General features: G+C 67.4%; 30 protein-coding genes, 1 tRNA gene and 1 pseudogene. 14 read left to right on the top strand and 18 right to left on the bottom strand.

Annotation, left to right across the window (positions count from 1 at the left end; translation table 11 throughout):
- A pseudogene (locus AU197_RS14330) lies at positions 1-402 on the top strand (HNH endonuclease signature motif containing protein); the annotation flags it as partial.
- 132 nt (positions 403-534) lie between these two features.
- On the opposite strand, the gene AU197_RS14325 reads toward AU197_RS14330, so the two are convergent.
- From AU197_RS14325 to pgm, 3 genes are all read right to left on the bottom strand, one after another.
- Positions 535-607, bottom strand: a tRNA-Ala gene (locus tag AU197_RS14325).
- Positions 608-662: 55 nt separating this feature from the next.
- Entirely contained in the window at positions 663-1,955 is a 1,293-nt protein-coding gene (locus AU197_RS14320) for an MFS transporter (protein WP_064403366.1), read from the bottom strand.
- Positions 1,952-3,598 carry a phosphoglucomutase (alpha-D-glucose-1,6-bisphosphate-dependent) gene (pgm, locus tag AU197_RS14315; protein ID WP_064403365.1) on the bottom strand — a complete coding sequence of 549 codons (1,647 nt, stop codon included), beginning with the start codon at positions 3,596-3,598 and terminating at the stop codon, positions 1,952-1,954. Before pgm ends, AU197_RS14320 begins: the two co-directional genes overlap by 4 nt.
- A gap of 65 nt (positions 3,599-3,663) precedes the next feature.
- Between pgm and crcB (AU197_RS14310) the strand changes: the two genes are divergently transcribed.
- The 5 genes from crcB (AU197_RS14310) (at position 3,664) to mbtN (ending at position 7,481) form a co-directional block, all read left to right on the top strand.
- Positions 3,664-4,035: a fluoride efflux transporter CrcB gene (crcB, locus tag AU197_RS14310; RefSeq protein WP_064403364.1), complete on the top strand. Its 372-nt coding sequence runs from the start codon at positions 3,664-3,666 to the stop codon at positions 4,033-4,035.
- On the top strand, positions 4,020-4,397 hold the full coding sequence (gene crcB / locus AU197_RS14305; RefSeq protein WP_064403363.1) for a fluoride efflux transporter CrcB: 378 nt from the start codon (positions 4,020-4,022) through the stop codon (positions 4,395-4,397). The genes crcB (AU197_RS14310) and crcB (AU197_RS14305) overlap by 16 nt, the downstream gene beginning before the upstream one ends.
- Positions 4,398-4,462: 65 nt before the next feature.
- Entirely contained in the window at positions 4,463-4,732 is a 270-nt protein-coding gene (gene mbtL, locus AU197_RS14300; RefSeq protein WP_082680925.1) for a mycobactin biosynthesis acyl carrier protein MbtL, read from the top strand.
- Between the two features lie 5 nt (positions 4,733-4,737).
- Positions 4,738-6,309 carry a long-chain-fatty acid--ACP ligase MbtM gene (mbtM, locus tag AU197_RS14295; protein ID WP_082696676.1) on the top strand — a complete coding sequence of 524 codons (1,572 nt, stop codon included), beginning with the start codon at positions 4,738-4,740 and terminating at the stop codon, positions 6,307-6,309.
- The gene (gene mbtN, locus AU197_RS14290; RefSeq protein ID WP_064403362.1) at positions 6,306-7,481 is read left to right on the top strand and encodes a mycobactin biosynthesis acyl-ACP dehydrogenase MbtN; all 1,176 of its coding nucleotides are present in this window, start codon (positions 6,306-6,308) and stop codon (positions 7,479-7,481) included. The genes mbtM and mbtN overlap by 4 nt, the downstream gene beginning before the upstream one ends.
- Positions 7,482-7,505: 24 nt before the next feature.
- On the opposite strand, the gene AU197_RS14285 is transcribed toward mbtN, so the two are convergent.
- The 3 genes from AU197_RS14285 to AU197_RS14275 all read right to left on the bottom strand — a co-directional run bounded on the left by AU197_RS14285 (position 7,506) and on the right by AU197_RS14275 (position 9,277).
- On the bottom strand, positions 7,506-8,114 hold the full coding sequence (locus tag AU197_RS14285; protein ID WP_064403361.1) for a GNAT family N-acetyltransferase: 609 nt from the start codon (positions 8,112-8,114) through the stop codon (positions 7,506-7,508).
- Positions 8,115-8,180: 66 nt separating this feature from the next.
- Complete coding sequence (locus tag AU197_RS14280; RefSeq protein ID WP_064403360.1) at positions 8,181-8,876, bottom strand: hypothetical protein; 696 nt, start codon at positions 8,874-8,876, stop codon at positions 8,181-8,183.
- 32 nt (positions 8,877-8,908) lie between these two features.
- A complete protein-coding gene (locus AU197_RS14275) occupies positions 8,909-9,277 on the bottom strand; it encodes a DUF488 domain-containing protein (protein ID WP_064403359.1) in 369 nt (122 codons plus the stop codon).
- Positions 9,278-9,296: 19 nt separating this feature from the next.
- On the opposite strand from AU197_RS14275, the gene AU197_RS14270 reads away from it, so the two are divergent.
- Positions 9,297-9,491: a hypothetical protein gene (locus AU197_RS14270; RefSeq protein ID WP_064403358.1), complete on the top strand. Its 195-nt coding sequence runs from the start codon at positions 9,297-9,299 to the stop codon at positions 9,489-9,491.
- A 3-nt stretch (positions 9,492-9,494) separates the two neighbouring features.
- Here the strand turns inward: AU197_RS14270 and AU197_RS14265 are convergent, their stop codons facing one another.
- Positions 9,495-10,031 carry a TetR family transcriptional regulator gene (locus AU197_RS14265; protein WP_064403357.1) on the bottom strand — a complete coding sequence of 179 codons (537 nt, stop codon included), beginning with the start codon at positions 10,029-10,031 and terminating at the stop codon, positions 9,495-9,497.
- Entirely contained in the window at positions 10,015-10,461 is a 447-nt protein-coding gene (locus tag AU197_RS14260; protein ID WP_064403356.1) for an SRPBCC family protein, read from the bottom strand. The genes AU197_RS14265 and AU197_RS14260 overlap by 17 nt, the downstream gene beginning before the upstream one ends.
- Positions 10,462-10,532: 71 nt before the next feature.
- Here AU197_RS14260 and AU197_RS14255 point away from each other — a divergent pair, with 71 nt between their 5' ends.
- Complete coding sequence (locus AU197_RS14255; protein WP_064403355.1) at positions 10,533-11,252, top strand: TVP38/TMEM64 family protein; 720 nt, start codon at positions 10,533-10,535, stop codon at positions 11,250-11,252.
- On the opposite strand, the gene AU197_RS14250 is transcribed toward AU197_RS14255, so the two are convergent.
- Genes AU197_RS14250 through AU197_RS14230 form a run of 5 tightly spaced genes read right to left on the bottom strand, consistent with a single transcriptional unit; the run spans position 11,249 to position 15,144 of the window.
- Positions 11,249-11,842, bottom strand: coding sequence for a carboxymuconolactone decarboxylase family protein (locus tag AU197_RS14250; RefSeq protein WP_064403354.1), 594 nt, complete (start codon positions 11,840-11,842; stop codon positions 11,249-11,251). The two genes, AU197_RS14255 and AU197_RS14250, sit on opposite strands and share 4 nt — an antisense overlap.
- Before the next feature lies 1 nt (position 11,843).
- The gene (locus AU197_RS14245) at positions 11,844-12,707 is read right to left on the bottom strand and encodes a TIGR03619 family F420-dependent LLM class oxidoreductase (protein WP_064403353.1); all 864 of its coding nucleotides are present in this window, start codon (positions 12,705-12,707) and stop codon (positions 11,844-11,846) included.
- Positions 12,704-13,534 carry a TauD/TfdA dioxygenase family protein gene (locus AU197_RS14240; protein WP_064403352.1) on the bottom strand — a complete coding sequence of 277 codons (831 nt, stop codon included), beginning with the start codon at positions 13,532-13,534 and terminating at the stop codon, positions 12,704-12,706. Before AU197_RS14240 ends, AU197_RS14245 begins: the two co-directional genes overlap by 4 nt.
- 6 nt (positions 13,535-13,540) lie before the next feature.
- Positions 13,541-13,864: a hypothetical protein gene (locus AU197_RS14235; RefSeq protein ID WP_064403351.1), complete on the bottom strand. Its 324-nt coding sequence runs from the start codon at positions 13,862-13,864 to the stop codon at positions 13,541-13,543.
- Positions 13,861-15,144: an aromatic ring-hydroxylating oxygenase subunit alpha gene (locus AU197_RS14230; protein ID WP_064403350.1), complete on the bottom strand. Its 1,284-nt coding sequence runs from the start codon at positions 15,142-15,144 to the stop codon at positions 13,861-13,863. Before AU197_RS14230 ends, AU197_RS14235 begins: the two co-directional genes overlap by 4 nt.
- A gap of 169 nt (positions 15,145-15,313) precedes the next feature.
- Here AU197_RS14230 and AU197_RS14225 point away from each other — a divergent pair, with 169 nt between their 5' ends.
- From AU197_RS14225 to AU197_RS14210, 4 genes are all read left to right on the top strand, one after another.
- Positions 15,314-16,231 carry a LysR family transcriptional regulator gene (locus AU197_RS14225; RefSeq protein ID WP_064403349.1) on the top strand — a complete coding sequence of 306 codons (918 nt, stop codon included), beginning with the start codon at positions 15,314-15,316 and terminating at the stop codon, positions 16,229-16,231.
- A gap of 158 nt (positions 16,232-16,389) precedes the next feature.
- The gene (locus AU197_RS14220; RefSeq protein WP_064403373.1) at positions 16,390-17,106 is read left to right on the top strand and encodes a Crp/Fnr family transcriptional regulator; all 717 of its coding nucleotides are present in this window, start codon (positions 16,390-16,392) and stop codon (positions 17,104-17,106) included.
- 47 nt (positions 17,107-17,153) lie between these two features.
- Positions 17,154-17,357: a hypothetical protein gene (locus AU197_RS14215; RefSeq protein ID WP_156434423.1), complete on the top strand. Its 204-nt coding sequence runs from the start codon at positions 17,154-17,156 to the stop codon at positions 17,355-17,357.
- Positions 17,358-17,507: 150 nt separating this feature from the next.
- The gene (locus AU197_RS14210; protein ID WP_286145561.1) at positions 17,508-18,374 is read left to right on the top strand and encodes a SigB/SigF/SigG family RNA polymerase sigma factor; all 867 of its coding nucleotides are present in this window, start codon (positions 17,508-17,510) and stop codon (positions 18,372-18,374) included.
- A 5-nt stretch (positions 18,375-18,379) separates the two neighbouring features.
- Here the strand turns inward: AU197_RS14210 and AU197_RS14205 are convergent, their stop codons facing one another.
- Positions 18,380-18,811 carry a Zn-ribbon domain-containing OB-fold protein gene (locus tag AU197_RS14205; RefSeq protein WP_064403347.1) on the bottom strand — a complete coding sequence of 144 codons (432 nt, stop codon included), beginning with the start codon at positions 18,809-18,811 and terminating at the stop codon, positions 18,380-18,382.
- Between the two features lie 88 nt (positions 18,812-18,899).
- Between AU197_RS14205 and AU197_RS14200 the strand changes: the two genes are divergently transcribed.
- A complete protein-coding gene (locus AU197_RS14200) occupies positions 18,900-20,093 on the top strand; it encodes a thiolase family protein (protein ID WP_064403346.1) in 1,194 nt (397 codons plus the stop codon).
- A gap of 2 nt (positions 20,094-20,095) precedes the next feature.
- On the opposite strand, the gene AU197_RS14195 is transcribed toward AU197_RS14200, so the two are convergent.
- The 4 genes from AU197_RS14195 to AU197_RS14180 form a co-directional block, all read right to left on the bottom strand.
- Positions 20,096-20,479 carry a DUF4267 domain-containing protein gene (locus AU197_RS14195; RefSeq protein WP_064403345.1) on the bottom strand — a complete coding sequence of 128 codons (384 nt, stop codon included), beginning with the start codon at positions 20,477-20,479 and terminating at the stop codon, positions 20,096-20,098.
- 58 nt (positions 20,480-20,537) lie between these two features.
- Positions 20,538-20,966, bottom strand: a complete 429-nt coding sequence (locus AU197_RS14190) for a VOC family protein (protein WP_064403344.1) — start codon at positions 20,964-20,966, stop codon at positions 20,538-20,540.
- Between the two features lie 70 nt (positions 20,967-21,036).
- Positions 21,037-21,918 carry an extracellular catalytic domain type 1 short-chain-length polyhydroxyalkanoate depolymerase gene (locus tag AU197_RS14185; RefSeq protein WP_064403343.1) on the bottom strand — a complete coding sequence of 294 codons (882 nt, stop codon included), beginning with the start codon at positions 21,916-21,918 and terminating at the stop codon, positions 21,037-21,039.
- Between the two features lie 206 nt (positions 21,919-22,124).
- Positions 22,125-23,456 carry an APC family permease gene (locus tag AU197_RS14180; protein ID WP_064403342.1) on the bottom strand — a complete coding sequence of 444 codons (1,332 nt, stop codon included), beginning with the start codon at positions 23,454-23,456 and terminating at the stop codon, positions 22,125-22,127.
- A gap of 229 nt (positions 23,457-23,685) precedes the next feature.
- Here AU197_RS14180 and AU197_RS14175 point away from each other — a divergent pair, with 229 nt between their 5' ends.
- Entirely contained in the window at positions 23,686-25,119 is a 1,434-nt protein-coding gene (locus tag AU197_RS14175) for a glycoside hydrolase family 183 protein (protein ID WP_082696674.1), read from the top strand.
- The last annotated feature ends 10 nt before the right edge of the window (positions 25,120-25,129 follow it).

The following is a 25,129-nucleotide window of genomic DNA, read 5'->3' as shown; positions in this document are numbered from 1 at the left end:
GAGGTCGAATGGCTTCCACCACCCGGGCTGGACACCGGCCAGGCGCGGCTGAACTACTACCACCGACCCGAACGGCTCCTGCGCCCACCCGAAGAACACGAAACCCACAGCCAGATCGACGACACCGCCACACCGCCCGAACCCGATGACGGCAGCCGGGTAGTCGACAAGGACACCGCCGCGTCACCCGATGCTGCTGACGACAGCCGAGCAGTCGACGATGACACCGCTGCGTCACCCGAACCCGATGACGGCGGCCGGATAGACGAGAACGACACCGCTGCGTCACCCGATGCTGCTGACGACAGCCACCCCGGCGACACCCAATCGAGCGCCGCGACGCCCGTCGACGGCGCCGGTGAACCCGGCGGACCGGCGCCACCCGGAGATTGGGCGGCCTGACGGCCGGCGCGAGAAAGTGCGGCATGCTCCTCCGATGATCAGCGGGGTGCGTAAACAGCGTGCCTGCACTGAGGACGCCCAGGAATGACGGAACCCGCCCCGACCGATGGTCGAAGCGGGTTCTCCGGAAAGTGGAGCTAAGGGGACTCGAACCCCTGACCCCCACACTGCCAGTGTGGTGCGCTACCAGCTGCGCCATAGCCCCTGAAGTCGTGCTCATCGAAGTTACACCACCTGCGGGAAGCGCTCAAAATCGCTGGTTACGGGACTTCGCCACCGGCTTCGGGGCCTATTGCGCGAGCCGGCGTGTGCTCGGCGGGCCGGCCACGAGTCTCCGGCGCGAACACCCATCCCAGCGCCGCCACCCCCAGGATCGCCCCGCTGACCACGAACGCCGCACCGAACGACGCCTGCTCGGCGATCTGGCCCACCACCAGCGACCCGATGATCGAACCCAGGTCGGCCATCATCTGGAAGGTCGCGACGGCAGTCCCGCCGCGCGCCTTGTTCCCGACGATGTCGGCCACCGCCGCCTGCTGTGGCGAGACGAAGATGCCCGTCGCCGCGCCCGTGATGTACGCCGCGACCAGGAAGATCGGCAACGACGTCGTGAAGCCGACCAGAATCGTCGACACCGCCGACACCGTCAGCCCGACGATCAACAGCTTGCGGCGCCCGATCCGGTCCGACAGATACCCGCTGGGGATCACCACCGATACGTTCCCGATCGCGAACGTCGCCAGCGCCAGGCCCGCCGCCCCCGCCCCGTAGCCGAGCCCCTCGACCACGAACAGCGGCACCAGCGCGATCCGCAACCCGAACGCCGCCCACCCGGTGCTGAAGTTCGAGAACAACGCCGCGCGATAGGCCCGGTGGCGCAGCACCTGACGCACCGAAACCGCCGCGCCCTCCGTCTCTTCGGGAGCCGCGAGCGTGCTGCCGCGCAGGCTGACGAACACCACGCCGGCCGCGACCAGCAGCGCCGCTCCGTAGATCACGAACGGCGCCGCCAACCCGAAACCCGCGGTGAGGCTTCCCAACACCGGGCCCCCCACTGAACCGACCAGGAACCCGGTCGAGAACAGGCCCGCCACCCGGCCGCGCGCGTTCTCCGGGGAGATCCGGATCATAAGGCCCAGCGAGGACACCGTGAACATCGCCGAGCCCAGCCCGCCCAGCGAGCGGAACGCCAGCAGTTGCCAATACGTCTGCGCGAACGCGCACGCCCCCGTCGACAGCGCGACGATGATCAGGCCGCTGATGTACACCCGCCGCTCGCCCATGCGCTGCACCAGCAGCCCGGCGGGCGGCGCGGCGATCAACCGCATCAACGCGAACGCCGTGATGACGAACGTCGCCGCGCTGATGCTCACCCCGAAGTGACGCGCGTACTGCGGCAGCACAGGCGCCACCACGCCGTAGCCGAGCGCCACCACGACGTTGGCGCCGACGAGCAGCCAGACCTCGCGCGGGAGCTTCGGCTTGGGTTCGGTGTGGTTGGCCTCCGCCCCATCGGGCCCCGTCGAGCAGTCGCCCTCCGGTTCAGAACTCACCCGATGACCTTATTGACCACCTCGCGCGCCGCTTCCTGCACCTCCGCGAGATGCTCGGGCCCCTTGAACGACTCGGCGTAGATCTTGTACACGTCCTCGGTGCCCGACGGCCGCGCCGCGAACCACGCGTTCTCGGTTGTCACCTTCAACCCGCCCAGCGGCGCGCCGTTGCCCGGTGCGGTCGTCAGCTTCGCCGTGATCGGCTCGCCCGCCAGCTCGGTCGCCGAGACCTGCTCTGCAGACAGTTTGGCCAGCCGCGCCTTCTGCTCACGGTCAGCGGGTGCGTCGACACGGGCATACGTTGGGGCGCCGTACCTGTCGGCCAGCGCGGCGTAGCGCTGTGACGGCGTCTCCCCCGTCACCGCCAACATCTCCGAGGCCAGCAGCGCCAGGATGATGCCGTCCTTGTCGGTCGTCCACACGGCCCCGTCCTGCCGCAGGAACGACGCGCCCGCGCTCTCCTCACCACCGAAACCGATTGTCCCGCCGAGCAATCCGTCGACAAACCACTTGAACCCGACCGGCACCTCAACCAGTTCGCGCCCCAGCCCCTTGACCACCCGGTCGATGATCGACGAACTGACCACCGTCTTGCCGACCGCGGTCGACGCCTGCCACGACGGCCGGTGCGAGAACAGGTAGTCGATCGCGACGGCCAGGTAATGGTTGGGGTTGAGTAGCCCGCCGTCGGGGGTGACGATCCCGTGCCGGTCGGAGTCCGCGTCGTTTCCGGTCGCGATCTGGTAGGCGTCGGGGTCGTCGCTCATCGCCCGAAGCAGGCCGGCCATCGCGTTCGGCGAGCTGCAGTCCATCCGGATCTTGCCGTCGGTGTCCAGCGTCATGAACCGCCACGTCGCGTCGACGAGCGGGTTGACCACGGTGAGATCGAGGTTGTGGCGTTCGGCGATCGCGCCCCAGTAGTCGACGCTGGCGCCGCCGAGCGGGTCGGCGCCGATGCGGATCTTCTCGGCGCTGATCGCGTGCAGGTCGACGACGTTGGGTAGATCGGCGACATAGGCGTCGAGGTAGTCGTGGCGCTGCGCGGTCTGGCGCGCCCGGGCCAGCGGCACCCGCTTGACCCCTTTGAGCCCGTCGCGCAACAGTTCGTTGGCCCGGTTGGCGATCGCACCCGTGGCGTCGGTGTCCGCAGGCCCCCCGCTGGGCGGGTTGTACTTGAACCCGCCGTCCCGCGGCGGGTTGTGCGACGGCGTGACGACGATCCCGTCGGCCAGATCACCCTCCCGACCCCGGTTGAACGTCAGGATCGCGTGACTGATCGCAGGCGTCGGCGTATACCGATCAGCCGAATCGATCATCGTCACAACGTCATTGGCGACCAGCACCTCCAACGCGGACGCCCAGGCCGGCTCGGAGAGCGCATGAGTGTCACGGCCGATGAACAGCGGACCGGTGGTGCCCTGAGCGGCGCGGTACTCGACGATCGCCTGCGTTGTGGCCACGATGTGCGCCTCGTTGAACGCCGCGTCGAGGCTGGACCCGCGATGCCCCGACGTGCCGAACGCCACCTGCTGGTCGACGTTCTCGGGGTCGGGTTCTCGGGTGTAGTACGCCGTCACCACCGAAGCGATGTCGATGAGATCCTCGGGCTGCGCCGGCTGACCGGCTCGGGGGTTGGGCGCCATGAACCCGATTCTGCTCCTTGCCGTCATGCGGCGTCTCATGAGCCACCCGGGCCATACTGACCCTCGTGCTTGGTTACGACGGCCGCGAGCTGCTTGCCGTGTTCGTCGGCGGTGCGCTGGGCACCCTCGCCCGCGCCGCGATCGAGACACTGGTCGCGCCCGAACCCGGGCACTGGCCGTGGCCGACATTCGCCGTGAACATCGTCGGCGCGTTCCTCTTGGGATACGTCGCCACCCGACTCCCCGACGACAGCTACCGTCGGCCCCTGCTCGGCACGGGGTTCTGCGGCGGGCTGACGACCTTCTCGACGATGCAGGTCGAGATCCTCAGGATGATCGAACGCGAGCATTTCGCGCTGGCGGCCGGATACGCGTCGGCCAGCATCGTCGTCGGCCTCGCCGCCGCCTGGCTGGCATCGGAATGGGCACGGAGATGACGGTCGCGGTGTGGCTGGGTGTCGCGGTCCTCGGCGGAGTCGGGGCGGTGCTGCGCTTCCTCGTCGACCGCACGGTGTCTCACCGGCTGAGCGGGGCGTTCCCGTCGGGCATCTTCGTCGTCAACATCTCCGGCGCGCTGGTGCTCGGCCTGCTCGCCGGCCTCGAACTGGGCCCCACCACCGCGCTGCTTGCCGGTGTCGCGCTCCTCGGCGCGTACACGACATTCTCGACGTGGATGCTGCAGACGCTCGAACTCGGCACAGACCGCCGGGTCGGACTCGCGATCGCGAACATCGTCGTCAGCCTGGCCCTCGGCATCGCCGCCGCCGCGTTGGGATGGTGGATGGGAATGCGGCTGTGAGATTGTCCGCGAGCAGCGGGGGTAAGCCTAGCCTTACCTGATCCGACGTAGTACCGTCGCGTGCCGTGAACCCGTCTACTCCAGAAGCCGTCAGCCTCGCGCTGGCCGAGATCCTGCGCGACGACATGAACGTCGATGTCCGACGAGTCACCCGCGACTCCCGCTTGATCGACGACGTCGGCCTCGACTCGGTCGCGTTCGCGGTGGGGATGGTGGCCATCGAGGATCGGCTGGGCGTGGCGCTGAGCGAAGAGGACCTGCTCAGCTGCGACACGGTCGGCGACCTGGAAGCGGCCATCCTGGCCAAATCGGCTGCCACATCCACGAACTCGTGACCGAACTGGCCGCAGCCCTGTCGGCGGCGATGTCGGGGGCGCCGACCGAGTTGGCCGTCCTCGACACGGAAACCGGCCAGTGGGTAGATCATCCGTGGCCCGAGGTCCACGCGCGGGCCGAAAACGTTGCCGAGCGGATCACCGACGACGAGGCCAACGCCGTCGGCCTGATCGGCGATCCGACCGTTGAGTTCATCGCCGCCATTCCGGGTGCGTTCTTCGCCGGCGCCGGGTTGTCGATCCTGCCCGGACCGATCCGGCGCGCCGATCCCGACCAGTGGGCGCAGACCACGCTGGACCGGCTCGCCTCCATAGGTGTGACGGCGGTATTCAGCCACGGCACCGAACTGGCGTTGTTGCGCAAGCACTCCGACACGATCGCCGTCCACGACCTCCTCGAAGTCGGCCACTCGCGCCGCTCCACAACCTTCCGCGGACCCGACACCGCGGACGTCGCGATTCTGCAGGGCACCGCGGGGTCGACGGGAACGCCTCGTACGGCCCAGATCTCGCCGGCCGCGTCGCTGGCGAATCTGCGGGGGCTCATCGAGCGGGTCAACGTCAACGACCGCTCCCGACTGCACAGTTGGCTGCCGATCTACCACGACATGGGATTGGCCTTCCTCCTGACCGCCACGCTGGGCCAGGCCGACCTGTGGCAGGCCCCGACTTCGGCATTCGCCGCGTCCCCGTTCAACTGGCTTCAGTGGCTGATGGACAGCAAAGCCACCATGACCGCCGCGCCGAACATGGCCTTCAACCTGATCGGCAAGTACGCGGGCCACCTCAAGGACCTCGACCTCAGCCACCTCGGTTTCACGCTCAACGGCGGAGAACCGGTGGACTGCGCCGGCTATCAGCGCTTCGCCGACGGGATGGCCCGGTTCGGGTTCAACCCGAACTCGCTGGCCCCGTCCTACGGGTTGGCCGAATCCACTTGTGCGGTCAGCGTTCCCGTGCCCTTCACCGGGCTTCGCATCGACGATGTCCAGGTGATCACCGACGGTAGCGAGACCAACCGCCGCTTTGCCGTGCTCGGCCATGCGATCCCCGGTATGGAGATCCGCATCAACACCGACGCCGCGCACACCACCGAGGTGACCGGTCGCGAGGTCGGTGAGGTCGAGGTCCGCGGCACGTCGCTGATGACCGGATACGTCGGCGAGGCCCCGATCGACCGGAACGCATGGCTGCCCACCGGTGATCTGGGCTATCTCACCGAGGACGGACTGGTCGTCTGCGGCCGGGCCAAGGAACTCATCACGGTGGCGGGTCGCAACGTGTTCCCCAATGAGATCGAGCGCATCGCAGGCGAGATCGACGGTGTCCGTGACGGTTGCGTGGTGGCCGTCGGAACCGGCGAGTCCTCGGCGCGGCCCGGGTTGGTGATCGCCGCGGAGTTCAAGGGTGACGACGAACCCAGCGCCCGGAGCCAGATCGTGGCCCGTGTCGCATCGCACTGCGGCGTGGTGCCCGCCGACGTGGTGTTCCTCAAACCCGGTGCGCTGCCCCGCACCTCGTCGGGCAAGCTGCGCCGGCTCGAAGTCAAGCGCACATTGGAGGGAGCAAGCCGATGACGGCCACTGCCGAAGCGCCGGACGCACCGCCGATCGAGGACTACCGCGACCTGCTCGAGCGGGTGTTCGACGACCGCGTCACCGCCTGGACGGCCGAAGCCGAAGAGACGGAACGATTCCCGCGCAAACTCATCGAGTACCTCGGCGAGTCCGGGGTGTTCGCCGGCAAGTGGCCACCCGGACAACAGCATCCCGACGTCGCGAAGGTCATCGAGCTCGCTCGCAAGCTGGGTGGGCTGGGCTCGGCCGGTATCGGGGTTGGTGTGGGTCTGCACGACTCGGCGATCGCGATCCTGCGCCGCTTCGGCAAGTCGGATTACCTGAAGGAGATCGCCGAGCAGGCGATCCGCGGTGAGACGGTGCTGTGCATCGGCGCCTCCGAGCAGTCCGGCGGATCCGACCTGCAGATCGTGGGCACCGAAGTGCGTTCTGTGCGGGACGGTTTCGCAGTCAAGGGCATCAAGAAGTTCGTCTCGCTGTCCCCCATCGCCGACCACGTCATGTGCGTGGCCCGCAACGTCGACCACGATCCCAACAGCAAGCACGGCAGCGTCGTCGTAATCGCCGTCCCCCTCGCGCAGTGCGAGATCCAGACGCCCTACCGCAAGGTCGGCGCAGGCCCCCTCGACACCGCCGCCGTGCACATCGACACGTGGGTGCCCGCCGACGCTCTGGTCGCCCGCGCGGGCATCGGCCTGGCCGCCATCTCCTGGGGACTGGCCCAGGAGCGGATGTCGGTGGCAGGGCTGGTGTCGACGTCGGCACAGCGGGTGCTCGGAATCACCCAGGCGCGCATGATGGTTCGCAAGCAGTTCGGCAACAGCCTGTGGGAGCATCAGGCGCTGCGGCTGCGGATGGCCGACCTCCAGGCGCGCGTCGACATGCTTCGCTACGCACTCGACGGTATCGCCGCGACCGGAAAGCTCGACCTGCGTACCGCCGCCGCGATGAAGGTCAATGCCGCCCGGCTGGGCGAAGAGGTGATGAACGAGTGCATGCACCTCTTCGGTGGGTCAGGTTATCTGGTCGAGGAGACTCCGCTCGGAAGATGGTGGCGCGACATGAAACTGGCCCGGGTCGGCGGGGGCACCGACGAGGTGCTGTGGGAGTTGGTCGCCGCCGGCATGAAGCCCGACCAAGACGGCTACGCCGAGTTCAACCAGCTGCCCTGACCCGCATCGGCGCCGCTGTCGCCGCTACGTCCGCGGCAGTGCGTACAGCGCCATGCGCCGGTTCGACATGTCGTGCTCGCCGAGGAAATCGCATCCGGCGTGTTCGCAGACATCGCGCGCGCCTTTGTTCCGGTGGTCCGGGTCGAACATGATGCGACGGCACTGCGGGTCGAGCTCGAAGATGTTGGCGGTCAACCGCGGCAACAGGATCGGCGCGATTCCGCGGTTGACGAAGCGCAACTCCGCGATCGCCGCGTGCATCCCGATGTCGTGGGGGTCGGCGTCGTAGCGCGGGGCAATGGAATCCTTGGCGGCGCGGTACAACTCGATGTAGACGAACGGTTGTCCCCGGAACGAGCCGACGAACGGCCTGGAGTACTCGCCCGCCAACTGCGCGGCCAGATACCGGTGCCACCGCTGCGGCGGCCAGTCGTACTCCCACGCCTCGACCAGGTGCGGGCGGTTCATCCACTCCGAGATCATCTCCGCGTCCGCATCCGGATCGGCCAGCCGGATGAAGTACGGCTCGGCGAGCACCGGCGTGGGCGGGGCCGCGACCGCACGTACCGCATCGGAAATGTCGGTCAACTCTCGCGGTAGTACGGGAGAGGGTGCATCGTCGATCTCGGTCATCGCCCGCCGAGCCTACCGCAACGACTAAGGCAAGACTTACCTTCCTCCACCTGGGCGTCCGCCCCTTCAGCCGAACAGGTCGTCGAGTGCCCGTTGTTCGAGTTCGGTCCACCGGTGCACGTTGCGTCGAACCTCGGCGACGGCCTCCTCGTCGAGATGACGGGCGCCGTCGGGCGTGATCCGGCAAAGGTCCATCGGCCCACCGACACTGGGCGACGACGCATCCAGTGCGTCGAGCACCCGCAGCGCGGCCACCACGCCGTAGTCGACGCTGCGCTCGCCCATCTCGAAGTGCGCCAGAAGCGCGTGCGCCTGCTGGGCCATCGGCGACCCGCTGCCCACCGCGTGGAAACCGATTTCCTCGTAGTGGCCGATCAGCCCGTGTGGATCGATGTCGACGATGAACGGCTCCCCGTGGGTGTACCCCGCCGCCAGGACGTAGGTCGCCGGGGTCGCGCCGGGCTTGCCCGCGGGCACGTCTTCGATGAAGTTCTCGTAGTGGTGCTTGAGCACGGGCAGCACGCGCCCCTGCAGGGCGTGACCGATGTCGGGGGCTTCGACGATCGCGTCCGGTTCGTTGTCGAAGATCTGCTCGAGGTCGTAGAGCACCGCGCGCGAGCCGCTACCACCCCACGCGGCGTGTTCACCAAGGGGATGCAGCTTCTGGGCCGGATAGCTCAGGCCGCGCCCGGGATCGGTGATCTGCGAGTCGGAGGCCACCACGACCCCGTCGGCGCAACGAATGGCGAGAACGACGGTCATCGCAGAGGTTCCGACGGCATGGGCTGATCGTCTCACGCCCGTCGAGTCAGGATGTCTCTCAGGACGGCGGCGTGGCTTCCGTCGACGTCGCGGGTGGCGGTCACCAACACCACCGGTCCTTCGGCGAGCAGGCCGCGCAGTTCGTCCAACGCGTGCGCGCCCTCGTCGGTTTCCAGTTCGGCGGTGTAGCGCGCGACGAACTCGTCGAATCGTTCCGGCCGGTGCGAATACCAGCGCCGCAGCTCGGTCGAGGGCGCCACCGCCCGTAGCCACCGGCCCACCCGCGGATCGTCCTTGCGAAATCCTCGCGGCCACAGCCGGTCCACCAGAACCCTGGTCCCGTCGTGCTCGTCCGGCGGGTCATAGACCCGCACGACCTCGACGCTTGGCCGGCCGCCCATGCGGTGAGATGGTAGGGGCATGGCCGTGGACCGAGTGGCGGATCTGCAGCGATGGCAGGATTCCGGCGCCATTTGGGAGGTCCGGGCGCGACGGGAAGGCAGCGTGACCGTCGCGCTGCTGCGCTGCGACGGCGGCGAGGAGGTCGACGTGTTCACCTCCGAGGACCCCCGTCTGCTCGCGTTCATCGGCGAACGTCGAAGCAGTGAGGACTGACCGTCATCGGCGGTGGGCGCGGACCAGGTCGGCGAACGTGGCGGCCGCGGCGTCGACGCCGTCGAGGTCGTCGGTAGCGACGAGGTCCAACAACAGGCCGCGGGCCACGGCGAGGCCGAGCCGCATCATCGTGGAATCGCCCGCGGGGCCGGGATCCTGCAGCCAGTCCTCGACCGCGGCAGGCAGCATCCGGGCGAACGGTTGCTCACCCTGCACTCCTCGCGCGTAGCACTCGAAGAACAGCCGCTCGAACGGGCGCAGCTCCGGTCGCCGTAGATTCGCCCACATCGCCGCGACGGCCTCGGCGGGGTCGGCGGGCAGTTCTCGGGCCAGCGCCATCTGACGTCTCTCGACCTCGCCGACGATCGCCAGCAGCAGTTCGTCACGCGATCCGAAGTGATGCAGCAGCATGCGATGACTGGTGTCGAGCGCCGCCGCGAAGTCACGAAGCGACCGGTCGCCGATGCCGTTGCGCGCAACCTCCGCGACCAGGCCGTCGAGCAGCTCCTGCCGACGCCGGGTGTCAGGCGGTCGGGCCATCGAGGCGATACAGCTGCTCGCAGCGCGCCTTCAAACCCTCGGCCTCGAGGTCGAGGTAGCGCCTGGTCGTCGGTCGCATCAGCAGCCCGACGAGACTCCCGACCGGGCCTCGCTGTTCGAGTCGTTGGTGGATGCGGGTACGCGCCTGCGACTCGGCACCGACGTCGTGGCGAGCCACCGTGAGCCCGCCCGGTGAGCGCTGCACCCACGTCCATGACGCGCCCGGCGTCACCTCGGTGACCTCCCAGACCAGCTTGGGCATCCGCGGTTGTTTGATCTCGAACCGGTTGCCGACGACCAACTCCGGACTGCCGAGCGCGGTGAGTCGGGTCACCGAGGCCGTCCACTCCGGCCAGCGCTCGACATCGCTGAACACGTCCCATACGACGGCGGCGGGTGCGTCGATCTCGGCGCCACACTCGGTGATCATGTACCAAATGGTACATCTCTCGTGTCGCCGCGGGAAGGGTTCACCCGCGGGTGCGGCAAGATTGCCTGGACATGACCCTCAGCGACCGCCCCGCCACCCGCAGACAACACATCCTTCGCCTCGTGTTGTTCGCCGCGTTCCTGCTCGGGTTGTTCTACCTGGTCGCCGTCACCGGAATGATCGACGTCGAACACGTCCGCCGCACGGTGGCCTCAACCGGCCCCGTCGCACCTCTGGTCTATGTCGTGGTGTCAGGCCTGCTCGCCGCGGTGTTCGTGCCGGGGCCGATCCTCGCCGCCGCCAGCGGAGTGTTGTTCGGCCCCGTCGTCGGCACGTTCGCCACCCTCGGGGCGACGGTCACCACCGCGTGCGTCACCAGCATTCTCGGCAGGCGGGCCGGACGCGACAGCGCGCGGGGACTCCTCGGTGAGGAGCGCGCGACACGGCTCGACGATCTCATCGCGCGGGGCGGGTTGTGGGCCGTCGTCGGCCAGCGCTTCGTCCCGGGTGTCTCCGACGCGCTCGCATCCTATGCCTTCGGTGCGTTCGGAGTCCCGTTGTGGCAGATGGCCGTCGGCGCCTTCATCGGATCCGCCCCCCGCGCATTCGTGTATACCGCGCTGGGAGCGTCGATCTCCGATCTCTCGTCACCGCTGGCATTCACCGCGATCGCGGTGTGGTGCGTCACCGCCATAGCCGGTGCGTTCGCCGCGCACCGGGGTGTACGGAGTTGGCGGCGACGGGGTCGGCGCGGCGACACCGACGCGACACCCGAAGCGGGCGACGCCTAGTCCGGGAGCGTCGCGCTGCCGGGCGGCGGAGCGAGCTGCCAGGTGTCGCAGGCCATCGCGAGCATCGCATAGGTGCCGACGACGAAGATCAGTTCCATCGCCTGGTGGGTGCCGAGCTCGTCGACGAGTCGCTGCCACGCATCGGCCGTGGCTCGACCACGGGCGAGCAACTCGTCGGTCGTCTCGAGCACCAGCCGGTCCACGCCGTCGAATTCGGCGTTGCCGCGCGTTATCCGAGCGATGTCGTCATCCGACATGCCGCCCGCCTTGGCGATCTTGACGTGCTCGCCCCAGAAGAACGACGAGCGCCGCGCATGGGCGAGCCGCAACACCGCCAGCTCCCGCAGCCGCAAGGGAAGCTCGCCGCGCTGCAGCAGAAAGGCGTTGTAGCCGAGGAACTTCCGCGCCATTTTCGGGTGTCGGGCCAGCACACCGATGATGTCGAAGTTGAGGGGGTCCCTGGGCTCGCCCGAGCCGGCCCGTGGCACGTCCTCGCCTGGTATCCCCATCAGCGCGCCGACGGCGGCATATTCGTCCTCGCCCCATTCGTCGGCGGTCAGCGGCATCAACAGCGGATGGTCTTGCGTCATGTCACCTCTCGTCGTCTTCGCGGTGCAGTTCCGCCAGTGCGTGGATCTGCTCGAGGTAGTGCTCGAGCGAGCGGTGGACGAATCGCGCGGACACGGTCGTCGTACCCGCGTCCGCCATCGCGCGCAACGTCTCTCGCGTCGCCTCGGGGTTGTCGACCGGGTCGAGCGGACGGTCGGCGGGAAGCACGACCTCGAAGCCGGGCGGCAGTTCACGCGCCTTCAGCCACTCCCCCGCGGTCGCGACCGAGATCCCGAACGGAGCCCAGCCCTCGGCGAGCGTCAGCGCCCGCCGCAGCGACCGTTTGGTCCGGCCGCCCACCCAGATCGGCAGATGGGGCTGCAGTGCGCACGGGTCGACGATGAGGCCGCCGAACGAGTAGTACTCGCCGTCGTAGGAGGGCTCGTTGCTCGCCAGGGCGGCACGCAAGGCGCGCAGCGCGTCGTCGGCGCGCGGCCCGCGATCCTCGAACGGCACTCCGAGGATGTCGAACTCCTCTTTGAGCGAGCCGACGCCCACCCCGAGGATGAGACGGCCGCCGCTGACGTGATCCAGTGTCCCGTAACGCTTCACGATGGCCAGCGGATGGTGGTATCCGAGCACCAGCGTCATGGTGGCCAGCCGGATCCGTTCGGTGCGGGCGGCGACGTAACCCAGGGTGGCCAGCGGATCCCAGTACCTGGCGCCGCGTCGTCCGGCCTCGGATGCCGGGATGCCGATGTGCTCACTACAGGTCAGGTGGTGGTAACCGAGCCTGTCGGCCGCTTCGGCGACGCGGCCGATGTCCTCGACTCCCGCGTCGCGCTCCCACGTCAATGCCGCCCCTGCGACGTTGGTGACGACCGGTGTCGCGATGCCCAGCTTCAATTCAGTGGCTCTTCGCCCGCCAGGATGGTCCGGTGCATGAGGCGGCCGCTGTCGGCCGCGTAGGGCAGCGCGCGGTGCATCGTGCCCGTGTTGTCCCAGATCAGCAGGTCGCCGACCTGCCACTCGTGCCGATAGACGTACTGTGGCCGGGTGGCCCAATCACGTAGCCGGGCAAGCAGAGCGCGGCTCTGTTCGACAGGCATGCCGACCACGTAATCGGCTGTCGCACCGAGCAGTAGCGACTTGCGGCCGGACTGGTGCGTCCACACGATGGGGCACGCCTTGGTCGGGGACTTCTGCCAGAACGCGATCTCGTCGTAACTCATCTCCGGAGAGACGTAGTACTGAGATCGCTCAGCGCTGTGCACGACTCGAAGGTCGGCGATGAGCTCCTTGTCGGATTCCGGCAGATCGTCGTACGCGGCGTAGGTGTTGCAGAATTCCGTATCGCCGCCGGTGTCGGACAGTTTCACCGCTCTGAGCAACGTCGCCAGGTTCGGATACGGCTGCAGGGAGCCGTCGAAGTGCCAGAACAGCGAGCCCTTCAGGTATTTCGCGCGTTGATTGACATTCTCGTCGAGCGAGATCTTGTAGATCCCGTCCTCGCCCTCGTTGGCGACGACGGTGCCCAACGTGCGGGCGATCGCGACCTGCTGCTCGTCGCTGATCTGCAACCCGCGGAAGAACACCACGCCGCGTTGTTCCAGTGTGGCGCGGATCTTTTCGGCGGCACGACCGCTCAGCAGGGTGTCGAGGTCGGTTCTGATCTCGCTGCCGATCCTGGGGGTCAGGTCGACGATGTCCAGTTGCGCGGAGGTCAGGCTCACAGCGGCTCAGCTCACCCTCGTCAGTATCGTGTTGGCCGAATGTTTGACTCGCGGCTGGTTCCACAGCTCGACCGCCAGTGAGACCGTGATCAACGAGTAGAGCAGGTTGCGCAGGTTGGCGACGTCCTCGGGCAGCGGCTCGGCGTAGTCGAACTTGTCGACGTAGGCGAGAGCTTCCTCGGCGTACGGGAAGATCTCGTCGTAGAAAGCGCGAATCTGTGCCATGGAACTGTTGACCCGCTTCACATAGCGTGCGTGGCCGTCCTCGATGGCCCATTCTGGTACCAGGTGTTCCAGATGCGAGAACCCGGGTGGCAGAACCGCTTTCACCGCGTCGCCTCCTGCTCTTCCCCGGCCCTGACGTAATCGCCCACGACCTTGTGAAAGTGGCGCAGCAGGATCTCTTCGTCGTTCATCGTGAAATGGGTGAGCACGCCGCTGTTCAGCATGGCCTGCAGACCTTCCGATGGGCTGGCGTCCTCGAGGATGATGTCGTTGAGGAACGTCACCGTCAGCTCCTGGCCCAGCCGCTCTTTGTGCGTGGTGGGCGGCTGGTAATACGCCTCGGTTTCGAAGATGTGCGAGTGCGGCCCGGTTGGCCAGTGCGTGTGGACGGTGAAGCCGGACGCGCCGAAGATCAGCACGAAGTTCGGAAAGAACTGGAACGAGTCGAAGCCGTACTTTTCCGAGCGTGTCGGATTGATCCCGGCCGGCATCGGCCCGCGGTCGGCTTTCTTGTTCCACGGCCCGGCGGCGCTGGCTTCGAAGACGCACTCGATCGGCTTGGAGTACGGCGTCTTGCGGGATGGTTCACCGGAGAACGAGAACATCCGGTGCGGACCTTTGAGCCGGTAGGCCAGCGCGTCGGTGAACGGATTCGGTTGGTCGAAGGCGTCCCTGGCCTCGGCGGTGAGTGCGCCGAACGAGGACGCGTGCAGGTACGGCCCGTGATAGCTCTCGGCGAATCCGTCCAGGAAAATCTTCCAGTTGCACTGCAGTTCGGCCTTGAACCTGTACACCTGATGGGGCCCCGCGAACGGATATCCCTCGATCTCGTGCGCGAGTTCGCCGAGGAAGTCGCGGAGCGGTTCGGTGTTGTGTGGGTTGAGGTTGATGAAGATGAAGCCCTCCCACACCTCGCACTGGATGGCGGGCACCCGGCAGCTGTCCGCGTCGAAGTCCAGCAGCAGATCCTTGCGGGTGGTCGAGTGCAGTGAGCCGTCCAGCTTGTAACGCCACCCGTGGAAACGGCAGTACAGCAGCGGTGCGCGTCCCTCGACCTCGGCGAAGGGGTCGTCCTCCCACAGCATCTTGTTGCCGCGGTGCGGGCAGATGTTGTGGAACGCCCGGATGACGGAGTCCTTGCCCCGCACGATGATCACCGAGGTGTTGAGGAACCTCAGCTCGCGGGTGAAGTAGCTGCCGGATTTGGGTACGCGCTCGATGCGCCCCATGTAGAGCCAGGTCTTCCGGAAGACGTGCTCGCGTTCCTTCTCGTAGAACTCCTCGGACACGCAGTCCTGAAGCGACACGGGGCCACGACCCAGTTCGGGGTAGGCGTCGGTCCAGTGTCCGCTCGCGGGTTTGGTCACCAGGCTTTCGATACTCAACGGTTCTCCTCCGTCGGGCTGAAGACGGTAGGCCGAAGGTACCGCCACCGATATGGCCGAAACAGACGCATGAGCGCAACACCCTGTTGCATATTTGGAACACCGCAACCGCCGTTATCGGCCCGAACGCGCACTCCAGCGTGCGCTGGGCGCCAGGACAAGGAGAGCGATGGAACAGAACCTGCCCTTCGATGTCGACGCCCTGCTGATCTTCGGCAAGGTGGTCGAGAACCGCAGCTTGTCCAAGGCCGCGGCACTGCTCGGAATGCCGAAGTCGACCGTCAGCCGCAAGCTGACCAGGCTGGAGTCCGACCTGGGCATCAAGCTGTTGCGCAAGAACACCCACCAACTCACCGTCACCGATCTCGGCGAGCAGGTGTACGTCCACGCGGTCAATATCCTGGCCGAAGCCAACGGTGTCCGCGCGCTCGTCGAGGGCAGCAGGCAGGAGCCTCAGGGCGAGCTGCGGGTGGCGATCCCGGTCTTCGTCGGCATCGATTACGCCTCCCGCGTCGGCGCGGCGTTCCTGCAGCACTATCCGAATTCGCAGCTGGACATCCGGCTGGTCGACAGGGTGGTCGATCCGGTCCGCGACGGGTTCGACGTGGTGTTCAGCACCGGACCGCTCCAGGACTCCACCCTGATCGCGCGCAAGGTGTTCGACCTCGAGCTGTTCCTGTGCGCATCCCCGGAATTCCTTGCGCAGCTGCCCGAACCGGTCCGCGACCCCGCACAGTTGAACGCGCTTCCCTTCATCGATTTCGGCTTCGGCGGCCCCCGCAGGCTGACGGTCACCGCGGATGCCGGCCTGCACGAGCTGACACCGCCGATCCGGGCGCGCGCCAACAACTTTCAGGTGTGCAAGCGATACATCATGCAGGGCCTCGGGATCGGGGCGATGCCCACTCAGATCATCTGTACTAACGAGCTGCGCGAGGGCAGCCTGGTGCCGGTGTTACCCGAGTGGCGCCTCGAATCGCTTGACGTGCACATGATCTACCCGTTCGAGTTGTCCTTCTCCACACTCATCAGCGCGTTCTACGAGACGGCCCGCGAGATCATCGTCGAGAACTCCGCGCGTCAGTGAGCGCGGCCCACCGCGGGTGGCCTCGACATCGACAGCCGTGTTGCCGACCGCCGAACCGCCCGCGATGGTCTCGAGTGCCACCCGGCCCGGCTGCGCGCGTTTACCCCGGTCGCAGCCGGGTAGCCCGGCAGCCAACAGGGTCGGGAGTGGGCATGCCGATGGTCACCGGTGCCACGGCCGAAACGGACGTGAATCGTGGCAGTGACGCAGTGTTGGCCGGCTCGGCCATCATGCGGGGGTTGGCACCCGCCGACAAGACGGCTCTGATCAACCGATTCGCTTACGTCCGGTTCGGAGCCGGCGAGTGCATTTACCCAGAGGACCGAACCGAACACCGGCTTTACGTCGTCATCGAGGGCAAGGTCAAGATCGGCTGGCGGGCGGCGGAGTCCCCCGAGAAACTGCTCGCCGTCCTCGGCCCTCCGGAGATCTTCGGTACCGAGTCGATGTTCGATTGCGGGCCCCGCACCGGTTCCGCGACCGCCCTCACCGCTGTGCACGCCGCCGTCATCGATCGTGATGCGTTGCACGACTGCATCGACGGCAACCCGCACCTCACCGAGCAGCTGATGCGCCTGCTGGCGCGGAGTCTACGGCGCGCTGAAGACCTGGTCACCGATCTCAACTTCACCGACGTTCCCGGCCGAATCGCCAAACAGCTCCTTCACCTCGCGCAGCGCTTCGGTGTCCGGCAGGATCGGCAACTACGCCTTGACCACGGTCTGACTCAAGCTGAGATCGCCCAATTGGTCGGCGCTTCAAGGGAATCGGTCAACAAGGTGTTTTCGGAGTTCGTCCAGCGCGGGTGGATCACCATCTGCGGTAAGAGCCTCGTGATCCACCAGACCGAACTGCTCGCACGCCGGGCGCGCTGACGTGGCAGCAAACTTTTTCGCGGCGGTGGGCGTTGTAACGGCCGTCGGTGGGTAACCCACCAGGCATGGACCCCGACACGTTGGTGGCAATGGCAGGTTTGACGGCGCTGGGCGCCGCGGTGTTCACGGGCGCGATCTGGGACAGCCCTCTCGTCTCTGCCCCGGCGCGGCTCGGCAGGCAGCAGCGACCCTATGGCAAGCACGCCATGCCCGTGAGCACACGCAGAAACGCGCGAGAGTTCGCCGGTTGACCACCCCAGCCCCCGTCGGCAGCTACGCTGGACGAAGGATCCCGACGGGCGATGTTTCGACGAGCCGTCCGAGAGGGTAAACCGCAGCAGCCACAGGTTCAGATCCGAGCCGTGTGATCCATACGGCCGGGTCGGGAGCAAGGAGCCTGTGTGGTGTCCGAGGCAAAGTCTGAATACGCAGACGTGACGGACATGTTCCGCCACTTGAAAGCACTCGACGACGGATCGCCTTCTTACCGGCGCCAGCGCGAAGCGATCATCGACCGCACATTGCCGCTGGCCGACCATGTCGCGCGCCGCTACCGCAACCGGGGCGAGCCCATCGACGACCTGATCCAGGCGGCGCGAGTCGGCCTGGTCAACGCGGTGAACCGGTTCGATCCCGACAATGGCGCCGATTTTCTGTCCTTCGCGATCCCCACCATCATGGGCGAGGTGCGCCGCCACTTTCGGGACTACGGCTGGGCGGTCAAGGTTCCACGCAGGCTCAAAGACCTCCAGGGTCAGTTGGTGAAGGCCCGCGCGGAGTTATCGCAGCAGATCGGCCGCGCGCCGACCCCGTCCGAAGTCGCCACCCACCTTGGCATCGAACGCGAAGCGGTGATGGAAGCGACGATCGCCAGCAGCAACTACTCCACGCTGTCGACCGACGTCCAGACCTCGGCGGACGACGAATTCCGCTCGGTCGGCGACACCCTCGGCGACATCGATCCGAACATCGACAAGGTGGTCGATCTCGAGACCATCCGGCCGTTGATCGCCGCGCTACCCGAGCGCGAGAAGACCGTGTTGCTTCTGCGGTTCTTCGAGAGCATGACGCAGACCCAGATCGCCGAACAGATGGGATATTCGCAGATGCATGTGTCGCGTCTGCTCGCGCAGGCCCTTCGCAGGCTTCGCGACCAGGTCCGCGAACCGGGCGCCGTGGATCTGGACGGCCAGGCGGTCACACAGCGTCGGCGGCGCCGCTCTGCGGTCGCGCCCGTGACACCACCGCACCTCAAACGTGGCGCCTGAGCCGTTCAGCGCGGCGCGAAGACGGGTGCGAACACGGTCTCGCCGTTGAGGTCCTGACGTTCGAAGCGCACCGCGACCGGAAGTCCGATGTGCACCGAATCAGGTTCACAGTCCACGATATTGGCTGCGATGCGCAGGCCCGGCTGTTCGTCGAGTTCGACGATCGCGATGACGTAGGGCAGCGGGACGGCCGGGTTGAACGGCTGGTGGTTGACGGTGTAGGTGAACACCGCGCCGAGCCCCGATACCGGCCGAGCGGTGAGTCGTCCGGCGCAGTCGGGACAGTCCGCGGCCGGCGGCGACACCCACAATCGGCAACTCTCACAACGAGTGATCAGCAGTTGATCATCGCGTCCCCCGGTCCAGAAGGCGCGATTGTGCTCGTCGAGAGACGGCAGCATCCTGGTCGCGGTGGCAGGTGATACATCGTCGGACACGTCTAGGAAAGTACAGTCTGCAGCGGGCGGTAACACGGAGATTCCGTGCCGGGACGTTTCCCGGGCACGAAGGCGAGGCGGTGGCCGGTTGAGCACGTTCGAGAAGGACGCGATCATCAGCGGTCTCGGCATCTCCCGCATCGGGCGTCGCACCGCAATCCCCGGGATCGATCTGACGATGGAGGCGGTGCGCGCCGCCGTTGCCGATGCCGGCCTCACACCGGGTGACATCGACGGTATCGTCACGTTCGGGGACACGCCGCTGGCCGAAGTCGTTGCGGCACTGGGCGGTCCGGCTGTCGACCAGGGCTACGGCTTCCCGACCGGCGGCGTGTTGACCCCGGCGATGTCGGCGATGGTGGCGGTCTCCGAGCGGCGCGCGCGGCACGTGCTGGTGTACCGGACCGTGCAGATGCTCGGGGGAACGATGACGCAGACACCGCCCACATCCGGGCCGAACCCGCTGGCGAACCCGCCGATCGAACCCCGCGCCCCCGGGTCCCGGCGCACGCTCACACCGTTCGGCGACATCGACGAACTGCTGGCTGCGCACGCCTACTCCGCGGCCAACTGGCTGGCCATGCACTGCCGTCGGCATATGGAGCTGTACGGAACGACCAAGGAACAGCTGGGCTGGCTGGCGATCAACAGCAGACGCAACGCCGGGCTGAATCCCCTTGCCGCATATCGTGATCCGATGACGATGGCGGACTACTTGGCGGCGCGGCCGGTATCCACACCGTTCGGGCTGTATGACTGCGACGCGCCCATCGACGGCTCGATCGCGTTCGTGATCTCGCACGCCGAGTACGCGCGTGACGGCCCCCAACCTCCGGTGGCGGTGGAAGCCGTTGGGGGCGCTTATGGTTCGGGAGGCTGGTTTCACCGCGACGATTTTCCGAAGATGGCGTCGACCGACGCTGCCGCCGAGATGTGGTCGCGCACCGATCTGACCCCCTCGGACGTCGATCTCGCCGAGCTCTACGACGGCTTCACCTTTCTGACATTCGCATGGCTGGAGGCGCTGGGTTTCTGCGCGGACGGCGAGGCGGGTCCGTTCGTCGAAGGCGCGACGCGCATCGCGCTCGACGGCGAGCTGCCGCTCAACACCTACGGAGGACAGTTGTCGGCGGGGCGGATGCACGGCTACTGGCTGCTGCACGAGGCGTGTCTTCAGCTGCGTGGGCAGGCCGGTGACCGGCAGGTGTCGCGCCGACCCGAAGTCGCGGTCGCCGCGGCGGGGGGCGGGCCGATCGCCGGCTGCTTGCTGTTGACCCGCTGAGGTCAGTCCTCGGTGCGCCGGGGTCGGCGCAGTGCGCCCCAGAGCCCGACCCCGATACCGACGACCGCACCGCCGAGGCCGATGACCCGCTGGGAGCGTCTCATCTCGTGGTGCACGCCCGACCCGCCCAGCAGGTCGGCCGCATCGGCGCCGCCGGAGGCCAGAAACCAGCCTCGGGTGTCGCGGCCCCGCAGCGCGGATGCCAGCAGCATTCCCCCGATGAGTGCGTCGCGGTAACCCATCGAGCGCAGCAGCAACTGCGTCGTCGGGGCAGGCTCCTCCGGATCGCCCCAGAGCCTGTTGGCCCGGAGGGGGTCGACCAGAAACGACACCCCGGACGCGAATCGGATGCTGCCCGCGACGAGCGCGGCGCGGTCGTAGGACATGGCGGCAGCCTAGGCCGCGGCCGCGTGCGACGAGCTGCTTTCGTCGGCCGCGCGTGCTCTAGCCGACCGTGAACAGCTCGAGCTGAATGTTGTCGGGGTCGCGGAACACCACGGTCGCAAAGGGAAACGGCTCGTCGGCCGCGCGGACACCGGAGTGTTCGATGCCGAGTTCGTCGAGCCGTCGCGTCCACGCGTCCAAGTCGTCTCGCGACGCCACGTTCAACGCGACATGGTCCAAACCGGTTCGCGCTTCGTCGAACTGGGTTCCGTCGTTGCCGGTGTTGGTGTGCAGTCCGATCACGACACCGGAGCGAGGGTCGATCAGCAGTTCACCGTATCCGGTGTCCTCGCGTTCGTAGTGAGGAAACTTCATCGGCAGCCGGTCCGCCCCGAGCAGCCGCTGATACCACGCCAGGCTGGCCTCGAGGTCGGTCACCGTGATCGAGATGTGGTGGATGCCGGTGATAGCCGGGACGTCGTCGCTCATTTGCGATCTCCTGTTCGTTCGCGCCGGCTCTCCAGTCTGCCGTCAAACCATCGGAGGCAGAAGCGGCGGATCACCTGCCGTGGGTCGCGAAGAACTGCCCGGTGGCCTGGGAGGCGTCAAACGGGGCGAAGAAACCGCCAGGCCAGACGTGGCCTCCGCCCTCGATCTGGACGAACACCACCTCGGTTCCGCCGGCACACCCGGCGGCGACGAATCGGTGGACGTTGCCCTGAACCTGTTCGACCGGTGCCGGGCAGCCGTCGAGTTCGCGCCAGCGCTGCGCCAGCGCCGCGGGCGCGACGATGTCGCTGGGGCCGCCGCGGCCCACCATCGGGCCACCGGCGAACGGGACCACGGGATCGGCTGTCCCGTGCACCGCCAACACCGACACCGGGCGCGACGGCGCGCAGGGGAAACCCGCGGCCAGCGTGCCCGCGACGGGTGCTGCGGCTGCGAAAACGTCGGCGCGTTCGCACGCCAGCCGGGAGGCCATGAAGCCACCCGCCGACGTTCCGGTCACGAAGACACGGCCGGGGTCGACGCCGTACTCCTCGCGCAGCCGCTCGGCGAGCGCGACCAGGAACCCTACGTCGTCGACGCCCTGGCGGTCCGGCAGTGCGGCGCCGCGGCCGTCGGCCCAGCTCATATCGATGCCGTCGGGGTACGCGACCACGAACCCGTACTGATCGGCGATCGCGTTGTAGTTGGTGGCTCCGGCCTGCGCCGGTCCGGTCATGCCGGCGCCGTGCAGGTTGAGGACGATCCCGGCGGGGCGATCGAGGCCGGGCGGGGCGTGCACCGTGTAGGTGCGGTTCAGTCCGCCGATCGTCAACGCGCCCGCCGCATCACCTCCCGGGAAAGCAGAGGCCTGTCCCCCGCCGGCGCCGAACAGCAGACCCAGCGCCGCCAGCACGATCGACGATCGCGTCAGCGCCCAGCCCGCAGACCCCATGCGAAGAGCACCTCTGAGATGAACCGATAGCCCCACCATCGTTCGTCCCCCCTTTCCACTTGCCGTCACCGGCGCGAACGTAGACCACCGTCGCGTGCCGCGTTCACCTTTTATCCCGGGTCGACCGTTTTCATGCGGTTGGCGCCGCGGTCGCCGGTGTCCCGTGCCGAACCTTTTCGCGGATGCGCGTGCGAGCGCTGAGTGCATCAGTGGCGCGTCGCAGCCCTGGCGCCCAGATACAGCACCGCGCCCACCGCGATCATGATCGCGGCGAAGAGCCAGACCTTCGCGGTCTGCTGGGTCAGCAACAGCACACAGGACGCGACCCCCAGCACCGGCACTGCCGTCCAGACTCGGAAGTGCGGATGATCGACCGGGTCCCGGCGGAGCACCAGCACCGCGATGTTCGTCGAGATGAAGACGACCAACAACAGCAGCACCACGGTCTCGGCGAGCGTCGACAAATCGCCGAGCAGGCTCAGCATCATGGCGACCGCAGTGGTCGCGACGATCGCCGTCCACGGCGTGCGCCTGCGCGGAAGCACGCGGCCGAGCACGCTCGGCAACAACCCGTGCTCGGCCATGCCGTAGGTGAGCCTGCTGGCCATGATCATCGTCAGCAGCGCGCCGTTGGCGACGGCGACCAGCGCGATCGCGCTGAAGACCCAGTCGGGGACCCCGACGTCGGCTGCCGCAACCACGTCGAGCAACGGTCCGGAAGACTTCGCGAGGTCCTCGGCGGGCAGTGCGATCGCGCTCGCCAGGCCGACCAGCGCGTAGAGCACACCCGCGGTGATGAGGGCGCCGAACAGTGCCGTCGGGTACACCTTGCTCGGATTGCGGATCTCCTCGGCCACGTTCGCGGATGTCTCGAAGCCGACGAACGAGTAGTACGCGACGATCGCTCCGCCCAGGATCGCCAACGCGGGCGTGGCACCCTCGGGAAATTCGGTGATGCGGCTGACATCACCCCGGCCGCCGCCGACCATCATCGACACCGCGATGACGACGATCAGCAGACCGGTCAGCTCGATCACAGTCATCACGACGTTGCTCTTGACCGACTCGCTGATACCCCGCGCGTTGAGGCACCCGATCAGAGCCAGGAACACGATGGCCGCCGGTACGGCCGGAACGTCGATGAACGTCGTGAGATAGTCGCCGGCGAAGGCGAGCGACAACCCCGCCGCGCTGGTCACGCCCGCGGCGAGCATGCAGAAGCCGACCAAAAACGAGATCACCGGCCGACCGAACGCCCGTTCCGCGAAAACCGCCGCGCCACCGGCCTTCGGATACTTGGTGACCAGCTCCGCATACGACCCGGCGGTGAGCAGTGCGAGCAGAAGAGCCAGCAGGAGCGGAGCCCACAGCGCGCCGCCGACATCGCCGGCGAGCACACCCATCAGCGCGTAGATCCCCGCGCCGAGCACGTCGCCGAGGATGAACAGGAACAGCAGCGGCCCGGTGATGTTGCGTTTGAGCTTGTCGCCCGTCGTCTCGTCGGGCTCGCCGGTGTGCGCTTTGGCCGGGGAGGTCATGCCGGTCCTGATACCCCGACACCGAGAATCGACACACCGCGACTTGTGAGTGAAAACAATCGACTGGCGAACGAAATCACTCACAAATCGGGGGGTCTGACGAGGTTGCGACACGGTCACAGGTGCGTACCTATCCGCGCACCAAGATCACACGTGTCACTTTGGTCACTAACGTCACATCCGCCATCGCTGACGTCCTCGTCGGGCGTCCGCCTCCGAAAGGTGTGACATGTCGTCGCCTCCACGCATCGCCTCGCTGTCGGTGGCGTCCGCAACCGTGATCGCCTTGAGCGCCGTGCTCGGTGTCACCCCTTCGGCCACTGCCGAACCGTGCACCGGCGCCGCGGCCGCCGCACAACCACCCGCCGCGCCGAACACCGAAGCGACGCCGGCACTGCCGGGTGGGCCGCCGGTCGGCCACCGGCCTCGCAACACCAACGACGAGGCGCCGTTGCCGCGACTCGGCCGACTGCCGGCCGAGATCCTCCAGTCGCTTTCACCGCAGTCGGCGACGGTGGACCAACAGGCCGCCGTCCGCCCCACCCCACCTCAACCCCAAGCGGACCAGCCTGTCGCACAACAGGTTCCCGCTGCCGCTCCCGAGCCGCCTCCCCCGCCCGCACCACCGGGCACGACATTGGTCGGGTGGGTCACCGGGCCCGAGAGCCCGAACAACACCATCGGACGGTTCGCGATCACCGGCACCGACCTTGGAATCATGTGGGACAACGGCGATCCGGGCAATCGTCAGGTGCTGATGGCCTTCGGTGACACATACGGCTACTGCAGTGTGCGGGGAAAGCAGTGGCGCTACAACGCATTGCTGCGCACCCAGGACGGCGCGCTGTCCAAGACCGTCGCGGTGCCCGACGGCGCCCTCACCAACCGCTATTCCGGTTCCCCGTTGTGGGCACCCGGCTTGTCCAAGCAGATCATCAACAGCACCAAGTGGGCGCCGAACGAGAAGGGCATCATTCCCACCGCCGGTGTCGCCGTGGGCGGCAATCAATTCGTGAACTTCATGTCGATCAAAAGCTGGGACGCCGACGGGCGGTGGACGACGAACTTCTCGGGCATCGCGGTCTCCCCCGACAACGGCGAGCACTGGGGCGTCTACCCCGGCACGGTGCGCGCCGCACGCGAAGGCGACGTTCCGGATGCGCGGTACGTGCGCGGCAACGAGAACTTCCAGCAGGGCGCGTTCCTGAAGCCGGGCCCCGGTGATCCGTACCTGTACAGTTTCGGGACACCGGCGGGCAGAGGAGGCGCGGCGTACATCGCGCGCATCCCACAGGGCGCGGTGCCCGATCTCAACCGCTACGAGTATTGGAACGTCGACCAGAATGCCTGGGTGCCAAGGGATCCGGGAGCTGCGACGGGGGTGATCCCGGGGCCGGTCGGCGAAATGTCAGCCCAGTACAACACCTACCTCAAGCAGTACCTGGTGCTGTACTGCAACGGCGCCAACGATGTGGTGGCCAGGATGGCGCCGGCTCCGCAGGGGCCGTATGGCCCCGAACAGTTGCTGGTCCGGTCCTGGGATGTGCCCGGCGGCATCTACGCGCCGTTCCTCCATCCGTGGTCGACCGGCAAAGAGCTGTACTTCAACCTGTCGCTGTGGTCGGCCTACAACGTCATGTTGATGCGCACGGTGCTTCCGTGACACCGGCGTA

The organism is Mycobacterium sp. IS-1590 (genome assembly GCF_001500025.1).
Taxonomy (GTDB): Bacteria; Actinomycetota; Actinomycetes; order Mycobacteriales; family Mycobacteriaceae; genus Mycobacterium.
Note: the sequence above shows the minus strand (reverse complement) of the source record. Positions and strands in the feature narration are given on the sequence as shown.

Bases quoted from the DNA above. Each gene is read 5' to 3' on its own strand.
- AU197_RS14275 (WP_064403359.1), bottom strand. From the start codon at position 9,277: ATGGGCGGCCGGCCAAGCGTCGAGGTCGTGCGGGTCTATGACCCGCCG.
- AU197_RS14265 (WP_064403357.1), bottom strand. From the start codon at position 10,031: ATGGCCCGACCGCCTGACACCCGGCGTCGGCAGGAGCTGCTCGACGGC.
- AU197_RS14190 (WP_064403344.1), bottom strand. From the start codon at position 20,966: ATGAGCGACGACGTCCCGGCTATCACCGGCATCCACCACATCTCGATC.
- AU197_RS14225 (WP_064403349.1), top strand. From the start codon at position 15,314: ATGGAACAGAACCTGCCCTTCGATGTCGACGCCCTGCTGATCTTCGGC.
- AU197_RS14270 (WP_064403358.1), top strand. From the start codon at position 9,297: ATGGCCGTGGACCGAGTGGCGGATCTGCAGCGATGGCAGGATTCCGGC.
- AU197_RS14180 (WP_064403342.1), bottom strand. From the start codon at position 23,456: ATGACCTCCCCGGCCAAAGCGCACACCGGCGAGCCCGACGAGACGACG.
- AU197_RS14195 (WP_064403345.1), bottom strand. From the start codon at position 20,479: ATGTCCTACGACCGCGCCGCGCTCGTCGCGGGCAGCATCCGATTCGCG.
- AU197_RS14175 (WP_082696674.1), top strand. From the start codon at position 23,686: ATGTCGTCGCCTCCACGCATCGCCTCGCTGTCGGTGGCGTCCGCAACC.
- crcB (WP_064403363.1), top strand. From the start codon at position 4,020: ATGGGCACGGAGATGACGGTCGCGGTGTGGCTGGGTGTCGCGGTCCTC.
- AU197_RS14185 (WP_064403343.1), bottom strand. From the start codon at position 21,918: ATGGGGTCTGCGGGCTGGGCGCTGACGCGATCGTCGATCGTGCTGGCG.
- pgm (WP_064403365.1), bottom strand. From the start codon at position 3,598: ATGGCGCCCAACCCCCGAGCCGGTCAGCCGGCGCAGCCCGAGGATCTC.
- AU197_RS14260 (WP_064403356.1), bottom strand. From the start codon at position 10,461: ATGATCACCGAGTGTGGCGCCGAGATCGACGCACCCGCCGCCGTCGTA.
- AU197_RS14220 (WP_064403373.1), top strand. From the start codon at position 16,390: ATGGTCACCGGTGCCACGGCCGAAACGGACGTGAATCGTGGCAGTGAC.
- mbtN (WP_064403362.1), top strand. From the start codon at position 6,306: ATGACGGCCACTGCCGAAGCGCCGGACGCACCGCCGATCGAGGACTAC.
- AU197_RS14285 (WP_064403361.1), bottom strand. From the start codon at position 8,114: ATGACCGAGATCGACGATGCACCCTCTCCCGTACTACCGCGAGAGTTG.
- AU197_RS14255 (WP_064403355.1), top strand. From the start codon at position 10,533: ATGACCCTCAGCGACCGCCCCGCCACCCGCAGACAACACATCCTTCGC.
- AU197_RS14250 (WP_064403354.1), bottom strand. From the start codon at position 11,842: ATGACGCAAGACCATCCGCTGTTGATGCCGCTGACCGCCGACGAATGG.
- AU197_RS14280 (WP_064403360.1), bottom strand. From the start codon at position 8,876: ATGACCGTCGTTCTCGCCATTCGTTGCGCCGACGGGGTCGTGGTGGCC.